This is a genomic window from Streptococcus sp. FSL R7-0248 (genome assembly GCF_037967965.1).
Taxonomy (GTDB): domain Bacteria; phylum Bacillota; class Bacilli; order Lactobacillales; family Streptococcaceae; genus Streptococcus.
Map to the genome: position 1 here is coordinate 316,287 of NZ_CP150201.1, position 15,530 is coordinate 331,816.

A 15,530-nucleotide genomic window follows, 5' to 3' on the forward strand; every position below is an offset into this window, starting at 1 on the left:
GTGTAGTTGACAATTGTCTGATAATTCTGTAAGCTATAAGGTGGACTTTTTTAAGAAAATATTAAGGAGAAATCTTATGTCTAAAAAGATCACACTTATTGTGTTAGCCTTTTTTGCTTCCATTTTCTTGGTTGCCTGTGGCAAGTCACCAGATGTGACTGCTAATGCCAATGGTACTAAGATTGGCGATACCATCAAAATTGGTGTTAATATGGAGTTGACAGGTGCCGTTGCAGCCTATGGTAAGGCAGAGCAAAATGGTATTAAGTTGGCTGTTGATGAAATTAACAAAGCTGGTGGCGTCGATGGCAAAAAACTTGAGCTTGTCACAAAAGATAATAAATCTGAAAACGCTGAAGCTTCAACCTCTTCAACGAACTTGGCTATTCAGAGTAATGTAAATGCTATCGTTGGTCCAGCGACATCAGGTGCTGTCGCTGCGGCTAGCCTCGTATCACAAAAAACAGGGGTTCCTTTGTTGACACCTTCTGGTACTCAGGATGACCTTACGGTAGATGCTAACGGAGCTAAGAAATTTGTTTTCCGTACAACCTTTAAAGATAGCTACCAAGGTAAAGTTTTGGCAGCTTATTCTTACAATAATTTGAATGCTAAGAAAGTAGTTCTCTACTATGATAATGCTTCGGATTATGCTAAGGGGATTGCGGATGAATTCAAGCGTGAATATAAAGGTAAAATTGTTACTGAAGCTACCTTTGCTTCAGGTGACAAGGACTATCAGTCAGCTTTGACTAAATTTAAAGACCTTGATTATGATGCTATTGTAATGCCTGGTTACTATACTGAGACTGGTATTATCACTAAACAAGCACGTGACCTTGGAATTGATAAACCAATCCTTGGACCTGATGGATTCAGTGATGCGAAATTCACTGAGCTTGCAGGTAAAAAGAATGCGTCAAACGTCTACTATGTATCAGGATATTCAACAAATGTTTCTCTTTCTGACAAAGCATCAGGATTTATCGAAGCATATAAAAAAGCTTACAAAACTGAACCAAATATGTTTGCTGCTCTAGCGTACGATTCAGTTTATATGATTGCAGAAGCATCTAAAGATGCGAAAACATCAGTTGATATTGCTGATAACTTAGCACATTTGAAAAACTTTGTCGGGGTTACTGGTAAAATGACGATTGATAAGGATCATAACCCTATTAAAGCAGCTCTTATGGTTAAAAGAGATAATGGTGAAGAAGTTTCAGCGCAAGCCGTTGAAATTGAAAAATAATCTGTTATCTATACTGAAAATGAACTAGAAAGTTTGGTTATATATGTTTTTTGAACAACTTCCCCAACAACTAGTCAATGGTATTATCTTGGGTAGTATCTATGCCCTACTTGCCCTTGGATATACCATGGTTTATGGGATTATCAAATTGATTAACTTTGCCCATGGAGACATCTATATGATGGGTGCCTTCGTTGGTTACTATGCGATTAATAGCCTTGGAATGAATTTCTGGGTTGCCCTTGTCTTTGCTATGCTTGTCTGTGCGATTTTAGGGGTTGTTATTGAGTTCTTGGCTTATCGCCCGCTCCGTAATTCGACACGTATTTCTGCCTTGATTACAGCTATCGGTGTCTCATTCTTCCTTGAGTACATCATGGTTCTCTTTGTAGGGGCAGATACACGTTCATTCCCTCAAAAGATTGCAATTGAGACTTATCATCTTGGATCAATCTCTGTAACAAATGTGCAATTGCTTATCTTGGTAGTTGCGCTTGTGCTTATGGTTGCTCTTCAATTGATTGTTAAAAAGACTAAGATGGGTAAAGCTATGCGTGCCGTATCTGTAGACAGTGATGCCGCTGAATTGATGGGTATTAATGTTAATAACACTATTAGCTTCACTTTTGCTCTTGGATCATCACTAGCAGGGGCAGCGGGTGTCCTTATTGGTCTTTACTATAACTCTATCGAACCTCTTATGGGTATGACGCCAGGTATTAAAGCCTTTGTTGCCGCTGTTCTTGGTGGTATCGGTATTATCCCTGGTGCAGCACTTGGTGGATTTGTTATCGGTATTTTGGAGACATTATCAACTGCAATTGGTTTGTCAAGTTACCGTGATGCCATCGTTTATGGTGTCTTGATTGTTATCCTTTTGGTTCGTCCAGCGGGTATCCTCGGTAAAAATGTGAAAGAGAAGGTGTAAGACATGAAGAAAAATCTAAAAGTAAACCTTATTTGGTTTGGTCTTATCATTGGGCTCTTCCTTATCTTGAAAGGTCTTGAACTTTCAGGCATCATGAACCTTTACTATATCCAAATTTTAATGGGGATTGGAATCTCAATCCTTATGGGACTTGGTACTAACTTGGTTCTTGGTTTCTCAGGGCAATTTACACTTGGGCAAGCTGGTTTCATGGCAATTGGTGCCTATTCATCAGCTATCATCACTGGTATGATGCCAACATATGACGGTTTCTACCTCTCAATGGTTGTCGGTGTCATCATCGCAGCTATTGTTGCCCTTATCTTTGGTCTACCTACCCTTCGTTTGAAAGGTGACTACCTTGCCATTGCAACTCTTGGTATGGCTGAAATCATCCGTATCATTATCGTTAATGGTGGTGAATTGACCAATGGTGCCGCTGGTTTGACAGGTATCCTTCCTTATACTAGTTGGCCTGTAATTTATTTCTTTGTGGTAATCATTACAATTTTGGTGCTTAATTTCTTACGTTCAGCAACTGGACGTCAAGCAATCACTCTTCGTGAAGATGAAATTGCTGCTGAGTCAATGGGTGTTAATGTCACAAAAATGAAGGTTCTTATCTTTGTTATCGGTGCCATGATTTCAGCGATTGCTGGCTCACTTTATGTCAGCTACATCGGTACAGTCGTGCCAAAAGACTTCACTATCATGAAATCAATTGATTACCTTATCATTGCCGTTCTTGGTGGTCTTGGATCTATCACAGGTACTATCATTGCCGCTGTTGTTCTTGGTATTATCAACATGTTCCTACAAAATGTTTCAAACCTTCGTATGATTATTTACGCCTTGGCTTTGATTCTTGTAATGCTCTTCCGTCCAGGTGGACTTCTCGGAACAAAAGAACTCTATCTCTCAAAATTCTTCAATAAATCTAAGGAGGGCAAATAAAAATGGCACTTCTTGAAGTTAAAAATCTGACTAAAAACTTCGGTGGTTTGACTGCCGTTGGTGATGTTTCAATGGAACTCAATGAAGGTGAGTTGGTTGGGCTTATCGGACCAAATGGTGCTGGTAAAACAACCTTGTTTAACCTTTTGACAGGTGTCTATGAGCCAAGTGAAGGGACTGTTATACTTGATGGTACAGTCCTAAACGGTAAAGCACCTTATAAAATCGCTTCACTCGGTTTGTCACGTACTTTCCAAAATATCCGTCTTTTCAAAGACATGACTGTACTTGAAAACGTTCTTGTTGGTTTATCAAATAAGCAACCTTCAAATTTCTTTGCATCTCTTTTGCGTTTGCCCAAGTACTATTCAAGTGAAGAAGAGTTAAAAGCAAAAGCTATGAAACTGTTGGCTATCTTCAATTTGGATGGTGAGGCAGATACACTTGCGAAAAACTTGGCTTACGGACAACAACGTCATTTGGAAATTGTTCGTGCACTTGCAACAGAACCAAAAATTCTTTTCCTTGATGAACCAGCTGCGGGTATGAACCCACAAGAAACGGCTGAATTGACTGCTCATATTCGTCAAATTCAAAAAGACTTCGGAATTACCATCATCTTGATTGAGCACGATATGAGTTTGGTCATGGATGTTACTGAACGTATTTATGTTTTGGAATATGGACGCTTGATTGCCGAAGGAACACCTGATGAAATTAAGAATAACAAACGCGTTATTGAAGCTTACTTGGGAGGTGAAGCATAATGGCAATGTTGAAAGTTGAAAATCTCTCAATTAAATATGGATCGATCGAAGCTGTAAAAAACGTCAGCTTTGAAGTTAATGAAGGTGAAGTCGTAACTCTTATCGGAGCTAACGGTGCAGGTAAGACATCAATTCTTCGTACCATCTCAGGTCTTGTTCGTCCAACTGAGGGAACCATTTCTTATCTTGGAAACGACATCCACAAAACACCAGCACGTAAGATTGTTGCCGAAGGTTTGGCTCAAGTACCTGAGGGACGTCATGTATTTGCAGGATTAACCGTAATGGAAAATCTTGAAATGGGAGCTTTCCTTCATACAAATAAAGAAGAGAACGCAGCTCTCTTGAAAAAAGTCTTCCAACGTTTCCCACGTCTAGAAGAACGTAAGAATCAAGATGCAGCGACACTTTCTGGTGGTGAGCAACAAATGCTTGCAATGGGTCGTGCCCTTATGAGTCGTCCAAAACTTTTGCTTTTGGATGAACCTTCAATGGGACTTGCTCCAATCTTTATTCAAGAAATTTTTGATATTATCGAAGATATCAAGGCACAAGGGACTACAGTTCTTTTGATTGAACAAAATGCCAATAAGGCTTTGTCAATTGCGGATCGTGGTTATGTTCTTGAAACAGGTAAAGTGGTTCTTTCAGGTACTGGTGAAGAACTTCTTGCATCAGATGAAGTTCGTAAAGCCTATCTTGGAGGATAAGAAAAAGCGCCCAAGGGCGTTTTTCTATCGTCTCATGCTGATTGTGAAATACTAATTTTTCAGTAAAATATTGCAATCGGTTTCACTTAGTGTGGTATAATACAAGTAAGAAATCATTCGGAGGAAAATGAAACATGGCAGTAAAAGATTTTATGACGAAACGTGTAGTTTATGTCTCACCAGAAACAACAGTTGCAGCAGCTGCAGATATTATGCGTGAGAAAGGTTTGCGCCGTTTGCCAGTAATTGAACACGATAAACTTGTTGGGCTTGTTACAGAAGGTACAATGGCGGAGGCCTCACCATCAAAAGCAACAAGCTTGTCAATTTATGAAATGAACTATCTCCTTAATAAGACAAAAGTAGGAGATATCATGATTAAGAATGTCCTTACTGTTTCCAAATATGCTAGCCTTGAGGATGCAATCTATATCATGCTTCAAAATAAGGTTGGAGTCCTTCCAGTTGTGGACAATGACCAAATTTCAGGAATTATCACAGATAAAGATGTCTTTCGTGCTTTCTTGGAAATTTCTGGTTATGGTCAAGCTGGAATTCGTATTGGGTTGGAAGTTACAGATACTCCACGTGTTTTGGAAAAAATTGCGAACCTTATTGCTAGTGAGAATCTCAACATCGAACGTACAATTGTTGCCCCTAAAAATGACACTGTGCTTCGTGTTGAACTTCAAGTTGAAGGAGAGATTGGGATTGAACAACTCAAGAAGGTTTTTGTAGAAGCAGGATTTACAGTTACTGAAATTGCAGAAACAGAAGCAAAAGAGTTAGACTAATAACAAGGATAAAAAAACAGAAAGTTTGTAGGAACAGTTCAGTGGAAATAAGATTAAAATCCTTACTTTTTCTAGTAATTAATGAACTACAGGTTTAACTTTATACAATAAAAAGAGGCTAGAGCATTATGCTCCAGCTTCTTTTTTATTAGTCTTGAAAATCGTAAAGTGTTGTAGAGAGGTAGCGCTCACCATTGTCAGGCAAGAGTGTCAAGACTTTTTTGCCTTCGCCAAGCTCAGCGGCAACCTTTAGGGCGGCAGCAATAGCAGCACCTGATGAGATACCAGCTAGGAAACCTTCTTGGCTACCCAATGTACGTGATGTTGCGATAGCTTCATCAGAGGGAATACGCACAACACTGTCATATGATTTTGTATCCAATGTGTCAGGAATGAAACCAGTTGAGATACCTTGGATTTTGTGTGGTCCTGGTTTATCACCATTCAAGACGGCAGATTCGTCAGCTTCGATACCATAAACCTTGATATTTGGATTGGCAGCCTTAAGGGTTTTTGAAACACCTGAAATAGTACCACCAGTACCGATACCAGCAACAAAAGCATCCAAACCTTCTGCACCAAAATCTTCAAGAATTTCTTGGCCAGTTGTAGCCGCATGAACAGCTGGGTTTGATGGGTTAGCAAATTGAAGTGGTACCCAACCGTTGCGTTCAGCAGCAACTTCTTTAGCTTTAGCAATCGCACCCTTCATTCCTTCGCTACCAGGAGTCAATACAAGTTCAGCTCCATAAGCTTGGATTATTTTACGACGCTCAACACTCATTGTGTCAGGCATTACGATAACAACTTTATAGCCTTTAGCAGCACCAACCCAAGCGAGACCGATACCAGTGTTACCTGAAGTTGGTTCAACAATGGTATCACCAGATTTAATCGTACCAGCTTTTTCAGCATCTTCAATCATACGGAGAGCAATACGGTCTTTTACTGAAGAACCAGGGTTGAATGCTTCGAGTTTAACGTAAACATCTGCTGATCCTTCTGGAACAATAGAATTAAGTTTAATAACAGGTGTTTTCCCAACAAGTTCGGTAATTGAGTTGTAAATTGTCATATTTAAAATCCTCTTAATCTTTGATTGATGGTTCTAAGTATACGACGGTAGGGCCAACTTGTAAAATACATCTTCTTTATCACTGTGATAACGTTTGACTATCAGATAGGAATTTCAACGATTTTCTTTCCAGATTTTTCATAAGTAACTTTCCCTTGATAGAATTCGGTTAGTTCCTGACCGAGTCTTTCAATCTCAGACTCTTCGACAAATAAAGTAGTAGAAACATCTGATAAGAAAGTTGTATCAAATTCTTGGAGTCCTTCTTTTTCAAGGAAGTTGGAAAAGACTTGGTATTGAGAGTAGGTTAACTCTACGGTTAGTCCTGTTAATTCCTTGACTTCAACTCGGCCAATCTCTTCAATAGCATGAGCAACGCTACCAGAGTAAGCTCGGATAAGACCACCTGCCCCAAGCTTGATTCCTCCAAAATAACGAGTCACAACTGCTACGATATTAGTAAGACCTTGTTTTTCTAGAACGGTAAGCATAGGAACCCCAGCTGTTCCAGAAGGTTCACCATCATCACTGGAACGCTTAATTTGGCCATCATCACCAACGATTATTGCAGAGCAAGAATGATTGGCCTTGTGATGCTGTTTCTTAATCTGAGCGATATATTCTCTTCCTTCTTCCTCACGGCTGATACGTTTCAAGTGACAAATAAAACGAGATTTTTTTATTTCTTCTTCAACGATTCCATCGTTGGCAATAGTTTTGTAATCCATAAAAAAATTTTATCATAAAAAGATGAATTCAAACATATTTTCGAATAGAAAGATATGGTACCTAAAGAATATTATGGACGACTATTTACGAAAGAGCAGTTGCCAGTGAACTATCACCCAGAGGCTTTAACATTAGAAAGTATGATAAAGGTCGATAAACAACTTAGATGTAAAAGATGTTACAGTTGGATAGAGGAAGATTGGCAATTACCGGGAGGTCAGTATTATTGTAGAGCATGTATTGTCTTTGGTAGAAACCAAGAAGGAAAAGAACTTTATTATTTTCCTTCCAAAACATCAGAAATTGAATTTCCTGTTTTGAAGTGGTTTGGAGAACTGACTCCCTATCAAGCTGAGATCTCAGAGAAACTTTTGAGAACTTATCAAAAACAGAAAGATAGTCTCGTACATGCTGTGACCGGTGCTGGTAAGACAGAAATGATTTATAACATCGTTGCCTATGTTCTGGAAAATAAAGGTCATGTAGCTATCGCAAGTCCTAGGGTTGATGTTTGTCGAGAATTATTTCTACGTATGAAGAGGGATTTTAATTGTAGTATTTCCCTGCTTCATGCTGAGGGTGAACCATATGATGGTAGTCCGCTTGTAATAGCTACCACACATCAACTACTAAAGTTTTACCAGAGTTTTGACTTAGTTATTGTAGATGAAGTAGATGCATATCCTTTTGTAGGCAATGTCATGTTAAATCATGCTGTAGAACAGGCGAAGACCGAAACCGGTCGATTTATTTACTTAACAGCGACTTCAACATTATCTTTAGAAGAGCAAGTTCGACTTGGGACTTTAGAAAAGCATCACCTTGCTAGACGTTTCCATGGAAATCCTTTAGTACTTCCTAAATTCTTCTGGCAGGGCAGATTACAAAAATCTCTGACAAGAGGCAAGCTTCCAAGACCTCTTCTTTATCAGATTAAAAAGCAACGTAAATCAAAATTTCCTCTATTAATCTTCTTTCCAAATATAGCGATAGGTGAAAAGTTTACAAGTATTCTACAAAAATATCTTCCAGATGAAAAAATGGCCTTTGTTTCCTCAAAAAGCGAGAAGCGTTCAACTATCGTAGAGAAGTTCCGAAAAAAAGAACTGTCTATCTTAGTGACAACAACTATCCTCGAACGTGGTGTAACCTTTCCACAAGTAGATGTTTTTGTTTGTATGGCAAATCATCACTTATACACTAGTTCGAGTCTTATTCAGATAGGAGGTCGAGTTGGAAGATCTCCAGATAGACCGACAGGAAAGCTTTATTTCTTTCATGAAGGACTATCCAAATCAATGCTTTGTTGTCGAGAAGAAATAAAAGTTATGAATAAAAAAGGAGGATTTAACAATGAAGTGTCTACTATGTAATGACTGGATTGAATCAGTGCCAAAATTAAGAGACCTGATTACGTTTAACCAAAGAGAAGAGTACTCCTGCGTATCTTGTAAAAATCAGTTTAAAAAACTTTCAAAAGAAAGGTGTCAAAATTGTAATAAGGAGTTACATAGAGATACCTGTATTGATTGTAAATTTTGGATGAAAAAAGGTTATATTCCTAGCCACCTTGCCATTTATCGCTATGAAGAAAACATGAAAGATTATTTTAGCCGCTATAAATTTATGGGAGACTATTGTCTTAGAAAAATATTTCAACAAGATATAAAAAATAATTTAAAACCATTTTTTAAAAAAGGTTATACTATAGTGCCAGTCCCATTATCAGAAGAACGCCTGGTAGAAAGAGGATTCAACCAAGTTGAGGAATTAATAGAGGGAATTCCCTATCAGGATATCTTTGAGAAAAGAGATATTGAGAAGCAATCATCGAAAACACGCGAGGAGCGTCTAAATCAAGATAATGCCTTCTGTCTCAAGAAAGGTATAAATGTACCAGATAAGATTATTATAGTGGATGATATCTATACAACAGGATCTACTTTATATCAGATGGTTCAACTATTAGAAGCTATAGGTATTAAAGAAGTTTTGACCTTTTCACTAGCTAGATAATAAAAATCCTTGCAAATTTTCATGAAAAGGATATAATATAGATAAAGAAAACGCTAACAAGCGAGAAAGAGGTCTTTTATGATTAAATATAGTATCCGTGGCGAAAACATTGAAGTAACTGAAGCACTTCGTGACTATGTTGAAAGTAAACTTAGCAAAGTTGAAAAATACTTCAACGAAGACCAAGAATTGAATGCACGTGTAAATCTTAAGGTTTATCGCGAAAAGACAGCTAAAGTAGAGGTTACTATTCCAACAGGTTCTGTAACACTAAGAGCAGAAGATGTTTCGCAAGATATGTATGGCTCTATTGACCTGGTGGTTGATAAGATTGAAAGACAAATCCGTAAAAACAAAACAAAAATTGCACGTAAGCATCGTGAAAAAGTTCCAACAGGAGAAGTGTTCTCAGCTGATTTTAATAACGAACAAGTTGAAGAAGCACCAGCTGTTGAAGTTGTAAGAACTAAAAACATTGAGTTGAAACCAATGGATGTTGAAGAAGCTATCCTTCAAATGGAGTTGTTGGGGCATGACTTCTTTATCTATACAGATAGTGAAGATCATACAACTAATGTTCTCTATAAACGAGAAGACGGAAACTACGGTTTGATTGAAGCTAAATAAATAAAAAGAAGGGAAGTAGGTTGAGAGACATGCTTCCTTTATTTTTTTCAAAAACCCTATTGACAAGCATTGATTTGGGTGATAAGATATAAAAGTTGTCTTAACTGACTTGCCACAAACTTGAAAAGGTTCCAAAACTTTAAAAAAGTTATTGACAAGACAGGTCAGAGATGATATTATAAATAAGCTGTTTCGCGAGAGATGGCCAACACGAGAAGTAAAAAAACTTCAAAAAAGTGTTGACAAGGCATTCTAGATTTGCTAGAATATAGAAGTTGTCTTAAGAGAGACAAAGACCTTTGAGAACTGAATAAGAAACCAAGTGCAGGGTTATGATAGAAGAATTATAACCTGTCAATTTACAAGAATAAATCGTCAGACGACGGTAATGAGTTAACGCTCGAACAATTATTAAAATTTTTAATGAGAGTTTGATCCTGGCTCAGGACGAACGCTGGCGGCGTGCCTAATACATGCAAGTAGAACGCTGAAGAGAGGAGCTTGCTCTTCTTGGATGAGTTGCGAACGGGTGAGTAACGCGTAGGTAACCTGCCTTGTAGCGGGGGATAACTATTGGAAACGATAGCTAATACCGCATAACAATGGATGACACATGTCATTTATTTGAAAGGGGCAATTGCTCCACTACAAGATGGACCTGCGTTGTATTAGCTAGTAGGTGAGGTAACGGCTCACCTAGGCGACGATACATAGCCGACCTGAGAGGGTGATCGGCCACACTGGGACTGAGACACGGCCCAGACTCCTACGGGAGGCAGCAGTAGGGAATCTTCGGCAATGGGGGCAACCCTGACCGAGCAACGCCGCGTGAGTGAAGAAGGTTTTCGGATCGTAAAGCTCTGTTGTAAGTCAAGAACGAGTGTGAGAGTGGAAAGTTCACACTGTGACGGTAGCTTACCAGAAAGGGACGGCTAACTACGTGCCAGCAGCCGCGGTAATACGTAGGTCCCGAGCGTTGTCCGGATTTATTGGGCGTAAAGCGAGCGCAGGCGGTTTGATAAGTCTGAAGTTAAAGGCTGTGGCTCAACCATAGTTCGCTTTGGAAACTGTCAAACTTGAGTGCAGAAGGGGAGAGTGGAATTCCATGTGTAGCGGTGAAATGCGTAGATATATGGAGGAACACCGGTGGCGAAAGCGGCTCTCTGGTCTGTAACTGACGCTGAGGCTCGAAAGCGTGGGGAGCGAACAGGATTAGATACCCTGGTAGTCCACGCCGTAAACGATGAGTGCTAGGTGTTGGATCCTTTCCGGGATTCAGTGCCGCAGCTAACGCATTAAGCACTCCGCCTGGGGAGTACGACCGCAAGGTTGAAACTCAAAGGAATTGACGGGGGCCCGCACAAGCGGTGGAGCATGTGGTTTAATTCGAAGCAACGCGAAGAACCTTACCAGGTCTTGACATCCCGATGCTATTTCTAGAGATAGAAAGTTACTTCGGTACATCGGTGACAGGTGGTGCATGGTTGTCGTCAGCTCGTGTCGTGAGATGTTGGGTTAAGTCCCGCAACGAGCGCAACCCCTATTGTTAGTTGCCATCATTCAGTTGGGCACTCTAGCGAGACTGCCGGTAATAAACCGGAGGAAGGTGGGGATGACGTCAAATCATCATGCCCCTTATGACCTGGGCTACACACGTGCTACAATGGTTGGTACAACGAGTTGCGAGTCGGTGACGGCAAGCTAATCTCTTAAAGCCAATCTCAGTTCGGATTGTAGGCTGCAACTCGCCTACATGAAGTCGGAATCGCTAGTAATCGCGGATCAGCACGCCGCGGTGAATACGTTCCCGGGCCTTGTACACACCGCCCGTCACACCACGAGAGTTTGTAACACCCGAAGTCGGTGAGGTAACCTTTTGGAGCCAGCCGCCTAAGGTGGGATAGATGATTGGGGTGAAGTCGTAACAAGGTAGCCGTATCGGAAGGTGCGGCTGGATCACCTCCTTTCTAAGGAAAAACGGAATGTACTTGAGTTTCTTATTTAGTTTTGAGAGGTCTTGTGGGGCCTTAGCTCAGCTGGGAGAGCGCCTGCTTTGCACGCAGGAGGTCAGCGGTTCGATCCCGCTAGGCTCCATTGAATCGAAAGATTCAAGTATTGTCCATTGAAAATTGAATATCTATATCAAATTCCATATGTAATTAATTACATATAGATAGTAACAAGAAAATAAACCGAAACGCTGTGAATATTTAATGAGTTAGGTCGAAAGACCAAAATAAGGTTAAGTTAATAAGGGCGCACGGTGGATGCCTTGGCACTAGAAGCCGATGAAGGACGTGACTAACGACGAAATGCTTTGGGGAGCTGTAAGTGAGCAATGATCCAGAGATGTCCGAATGGGGGAACCCGGCAGGTAATGCCTGTCACTCATTACTGTTAAGGTAATGTAGAGGAAGACGCAGTGAACTGAAACATCTAAGTAGCTGCAGGAAGAGAAAGCAAAAGCGATTGCCTTAGTAGCGGCGAGCGAAACGGCAAGAGGGCAAACCGAAGAGTTTACTCTTCGGGGTTGTAGGACTGCAACGTGGACTTAAAGATTATAGAAGAACTACCTGGGAAGGTAGGCCAAAGAGAGTAATAGCCTCGTATTCGAAATAGTCTTTATACCTAGCAGTATCCTGAGTACGGCGAGACACGAGAAATCTCGTCGGAATCTGGGAGGACCATCTCCCAACCCTAAATACTCTCTAGTGACCGATAGTGAACCAGTACCGTGAGGGAAAGGTGAAAAGCACCCCGGGAGGGGAGTGAAATAGAACCTGAAACCGTGTGCCTACAACAAGTTCGAGCCCGTTAATGGGTGAGAGCGTGCCTTTTGTAGAATGAACCGGCGAGTTACGATATGATGCGAGGTTAAGTTGAAGAGACGGAGCCGTAGGGAAACCGAGTCTTAATAGGGCGCATTAGTATCATGTCGTAGACCCGAAACCATGTGACCTACCCATGAGCAGGTTGAAGGTGAGGTAAAACTCACTGGAGGACCGAACCAGGGCACGTTGAAAAGTGCTTGGATGACTTGTGGGTAGCGGAGAAATTCCAAACGAACTTGGAGATAGCTGGTTCTCTCCGAAATAGCTTTAGGGCTAGCGTCGATGTTAAGTCTCTTGGAGGTAGAGCACTGTTTGGGTGAGGGGTCCATCCCGGATTACCAATCTCAGATAAACTCCGAATGCCAACGAGATATAATCGGCAGTCAGACTGCGAGTGCTAAGATCCGTAGTCGAAAGGGAAACAGCCCAGACCACCAGCTAAGGTCCCAAAATATATGTTAAGTGGAAAAGGATGTGGGGTTGCACAGACAACTAGGATGTTAGCTTAGAAGCAGCTATTCATTCAAAGAGTGCGTAATAGCTCACTAGTCGAGTGACCCTGCGCCGAAAATGTACCGGGGCTAAAACATATTACCGAAGCTGTGGATACCTTTATAGGTATGGTAGGAGAGCGTTCTATGTGCGAAGAAGGTGTACCGTGAGGAGTGCTGGAGCGCATAGAAGTGAGAATGCCGGTATGAGTAGCGAAAGACAGGTGAGAATCCTGTCCACCGTAAGACTAAGGTTTCCAGGGGAAGGCTCGTCCGCCCTGGGTTAGTCGGGACCTAAGGAGAGACCGAAAGGTGTATCCGATGGACAACAGGTTGATATTCCTGTACTAGAGTATATAGTGATGGAGGGACGCAGTAGGCTAACTAAACCAGACGATTGGAAGTGTCTGGCCAAGCAGTGAGGTGTGATATGAGTCAAATGCTTATATCTATAACATTGAGCTGTGATGGGGAGCGAAGTTTAGTAGCGAAGTTAGTGATGTCACACTGCCGAGAAAAGCTTCTAGCGTTAATTATACTCTACCCGTACCGCAAACCGACACAGGTAGTCGAGGCGAGTAGCCTCAGGTGAGCGAGAGAACTCTCGTTAAGGAACTCGGCAAAATGGCCCCGTAACTTCGGGAGAAGGGGCGCTGACTTATGGTCAGCCGCAGTGAATAGGCCCAAGCAACTGTTTATCAAAAACACAGCTCTCTGCTAAATCGTAAGATGATGTATAGGGGGTGACGCCTGCCCGGTGCTGGAAGGTTAAGAGGAGTGCTTAGCGTAAGCGAAGGTATGAATTGAAGCCCCAGTAAACGGCGGCCGTAACTATAACGGTCCTAAGGTAGCGAAATTCCTTGTCGGGTAAGTTCCGACCCGCACGAAAGGCGTAATGATTTGGGCACTGTCTCAACGAGAGACTCGGTGAAATTTTAGTACCTGTGAAGATGCAGGTTACCCGCGACAGGACGGAAAGACCCCATGGAGCTTTACTGCAGTTTGATATTGAGTATCTGTACCACATGTACAGGATAGGTAGGAGCCTATGACCTCGGGACGCCAGTTTCGAGTGAGGCGTTGTTGGGATACTACCCTTGTGTTATGGCTACTCTAACCCAGATAGGTTATCCCTATCGGAGACAGTGTCTGACGGGCAGTTTGACTGGGGCGGTCGCCTCCTAAAAGGTAACGGAGGCGCCCAAAGGTTCCCTCAGAATGGTTGGAAATCATTCGCAGAGTGTAAAGGTATAAGGGAGCTTGACTGCGAGAGCTACAACTCGAGCAGGGACGAAAGTCGGGCTTAGTGATCCGGTGGTTCCGCATGGAAGGGCCATCGCTCAACGGATAAAAGCTACCCTGGGGATAACAGGCTTATCTCCCCCAAGAGTTCACATCGACGGGGAGGTTTGGCACCTCGATGTCGGCTCGTCGCATCCTGGGGCTGTAGTCGGTCCCAAGGGTTGGGCTGTTCGCCCATTAAAGCGGCACGCGAGCTGGGTTCAGAACGTCGTGAGACAGTTCGGTCCCTATCCGTCGCGGGCGTAGGAAATTTGAGAGGATCTGCTCCTAGTACGAGAGGACCAGAGTGGACTTACCGCTGGTGTACCAGTTGTTCTGCCAAGAGCATCGCTGGGTAGCTATGTAGGGAAGGGATAAACGCTGAAAGCATCTAAGTGTGAAGCCCACCTCAAGATGAGATTTCCCATGATTTTATATCAGTAAGAGCCCTGAGAGATGATCAGGTTGATAGGTTAGAAGTGGAAGTGTGGTGACACATGTAGCGGACTAATACTAATAGCTCGAGGACTTATCCAAAGAAAGTAACTGAGACATATTGACAACGATTTGGTTTCTTGATACAGTATAGATATTCAATTTTGAGTTGAGAATACTCAGAGTTAAGTGACGATAGCCTAGGAGATACACCTGTTCCCATGCCGAACACAGAAGTTAAGCCCTAGTACGCCTGATGTAGTTGGGGGTTGCCCCCTGTTAGATACGGTAGTCGCTTAGCACAAAGGGAGTTTAGCTCAGCTGGGAGAGCATCTGCCTTACAAGCAGAGGGTCAGCGGTTCGATCCCGTTAACTCCCATAGGTCCCGTGGTGTAGCGGTTATCACGTCGCCCTGTCACGGCGAAGATCGCGGGTTCGATTCCCGTCGGGACCGTTCAAGTAGAAATATTTGAGACTCGTTAGCTCAGTTGGTAGAGCAATTGACTTTTAATCAATGGGTCACTGGTTCGAGCCCAGTACGGGTCATATATGCGGGTGTGGCGGAATTGGCAGACGCACCAGATTTAGGATCTGGCGCTTAACGGCGTGGGGGTTCAAGTCCCTTCACCCGCATTAGAAA

At 42.0% G+C, this 15,530-nt stretch carries 11 protein-coding genes, 5 tRNA genes and 3 rRNA genes; 17 read left to right on the forward strand and 2 right to left on the reverse strand.

The window, feature by feature from the left end; translation table 11 throughout:
- The first annotated feature begins 76 nt into the window (after positions 1-76).
- The 6 genes from NYE32_RS01630 (at position 77) to NYE32_RS01655 (ending at position 5,405) form a co-directional block, all read left to right on the forward strand.
- On the forward strand, positions 77-1,252 hold the full coding sequence (locus NYE32_RS01630) for an ABC transporter substrate-binding protein (RefSeq protein ID WP_110980894.1): 1,176 nt from the start codon (positions 77-79) through the stop codon (positions 1,250-1,252).
- Positions 1,253-1,295: 43 nt separating this feature from the next.
- Entirely contained in the window at positions 1,296-2,180 is an 885-nt protein-coding gene (locus NYE32_RS01635) for a branched-chain amino acid ABC transporter permease (protein WP_002890014.1), read from the forward strand.
- Positions 2,181-2,183: 3 nt separating this feature from the next.
- On the forward strand, positions 2,184-3,134 hold the full coding sequence (locus NYE32_RS01640; protein WP_002883720.1) for a branched-chain amino acid ABC transporter permease: 951 nt from the start codon (positions 2,184-2,186) through the stop codon (positions 3,132-3,134).
- Positions 3,135-3,136: 2 nt separating this feature from the next.
- Complete coding sequence (locus tag NYE32_RS01645) at positions 3,137-3,901, forward strand: ABC transporter ATP-binding protein (protein ID WP_021143582.1); 765 nt, start codon at positions 3,137-3,139, stop codon at positions 3,899-3,901.
- A complete protein-coding gene (locus tag NYE32_RS01650; RefSeq protein ID WP_002883761.1) occupies positions 3,901-4,611 on the forward strand; it encodes an ABC transporter ATP-binding protein in 711 nt (236 codons plus the stop codon). The genes NYE32_RS01645 and NYE32_RS01650 overlap by 1 nt, the downstream gene beginning before the upstream one ends.
- Before the next feature lie 134 nt (positions 4,612-4,745).
- Positions 4,746-5,405 carry a CBS and ACT domain-containing protein gene (locus tag NYE32_RS01655; RefSeq protein ID WP_037600377.1) on the forward strand — a complete coding sequence of 220 codons (660 nt, stop codon included), beginning with the start codon at positions 4,746-4,748 and terminating at the stop codon, positions 5,403-5,405.
- A 148-nt stretch (positions 5,406-5,553) separates the two neighbouring features.
- On the opposite strand, the gene cysK is transcribed toward NYE32_RS01655, so the two are convergent.
- Together cysK and NYE32_RS01665 are read right to left on the reverse strand one after the other, a co-directional pair.
- Positions 5,554-6,480 (reverse strand): cysteine synthase A, encoded by a 927-nt coding sequence (gene cysK / locus NYE32_RS01660; protein WP_061652497.1) that lies wholly within the window; start codon positions 6,478-6,480, stop codon positions 5,554-5,556.
- A 101-nt stretch (positions 6,481-6,581) separates the two neighbouring features.
- Entirely contained in the window at positions 6,582-7,208 is a 627-nt protein-coding gene (locus tag NYE32_RS01665; RefSeq protein WP_061652496.1) for a YigZ family protein, read from the reverse strand.
- Between the two features lie 54 nt (positions 7,209-7,262).
- Here NYE32_RS01665 and NYE32_RS01670 point away from each other — a divergent pair, with 54 nt between their 5' ends.
- The 11 genes from NYE32_RS01670 to NYE32_RS01720 all read left to right on the forward strand — a co-directional run bounded on the left by NYE32_RS01670 (position 7,263) and on the right by NYE32_RS01720 (position 15,523).
- The gene (locus NYE32_RS01670) at positions 7,263-8,582 is read left to right on the forward strand and encodes a DEAD/DEAH box helicase (protein ID WP_156685195.1); all 1,320 of its coding nucleotides are present in this window, start codon (positions 7,263-7,265) and stop codon (positions 8,580-8,582) included.
- Positions 8,563-9,225 carry a ComF family protein gene (locus tag NYE32_RS01675; RefSeq protein ID WP_156685196.1) on the forward strand — a complete coding sequence of 221 codons (663 nt, stop codon included), beginning with the start codon at positions 8,563-8,565 and terminating at the stop codon, positions 9,223-9,225. Before NYE32_RS01670 ends, NYE32_RS01675 begins: the two co-directional genes overlap by 20 nt.
- 78 nt (positions 9,226-9,303) lie before the next feature.
- The gene (raiA, locus tag NYE32_RS01680) at positions 9,304-9,852 is read left to right on the forward strand and encodes a ribosome-associated translation inhibitor RaiA (protein WP_002883786.1); all 549 of its coding nucleotides are present in this window, start codon (positions 9,304-9,306) and stop codon (positions 9,850-9,852) included.
- A gap of 419 nt (positions 9,853-10,271) precedes the next feature.
- Positions 10,272-11,819, forward strand: a 16S ribosomal RNA gene (locus NYE32_RS01685).
- A gap of 54 nt (positions 11,820-11,873) precedes the next feature.
- Positions 11,874-11,946 (forward strand) — tRNA-Ala (locus tag NYE32_RS01690).
- A 146-nt stretch (positions 11,947-12,092) separates the two neighbouring features.
- Positions 12,093-14,992, forward strand: a 23S ribosomal RNA gene (locus NYE32_RS01695).
- 83 nt (positions 14,993-15,075) lie between these two features.
- A 5S ribosomal RNA gene (gene rrf / locus NYE32_RS01700) occupies positions 15,076-15,191 on the forward strand.
- Together the 16S, 23S and 5S rRNA genes with 5 tRNA genes alongside form the textbook arrangement of a ribosomal RNA operon.
- Before the next feature lie 5 nt (positions 15,192-15,196).
- Positions 15,197-15,269, forward strand: a tRNA-Val gene (locus NYE32_RS01705).
- A gap of 2 nt (positions 15,270-15,271) precedes the next feature.
- Positions 15,272-15,344 (forward strand) — tRNA-Asp (locus NYE32_RS01710).
- 19 nt (positions 15,345-15,363) lie between these two features.
- Positions 15,364-15,436 (forward strand) — tRNA-Lys (locus NYE32_RS01715).
- Between the two features lie 5 nt (positions 15,437-15,441).
- Positions 15,442-15,523, forward strand: a tRNA-Leu gene (locus tag NYE32_RS01720).
- Positions 15,524-15,530 lie beyond the last annotated feature (7 nt).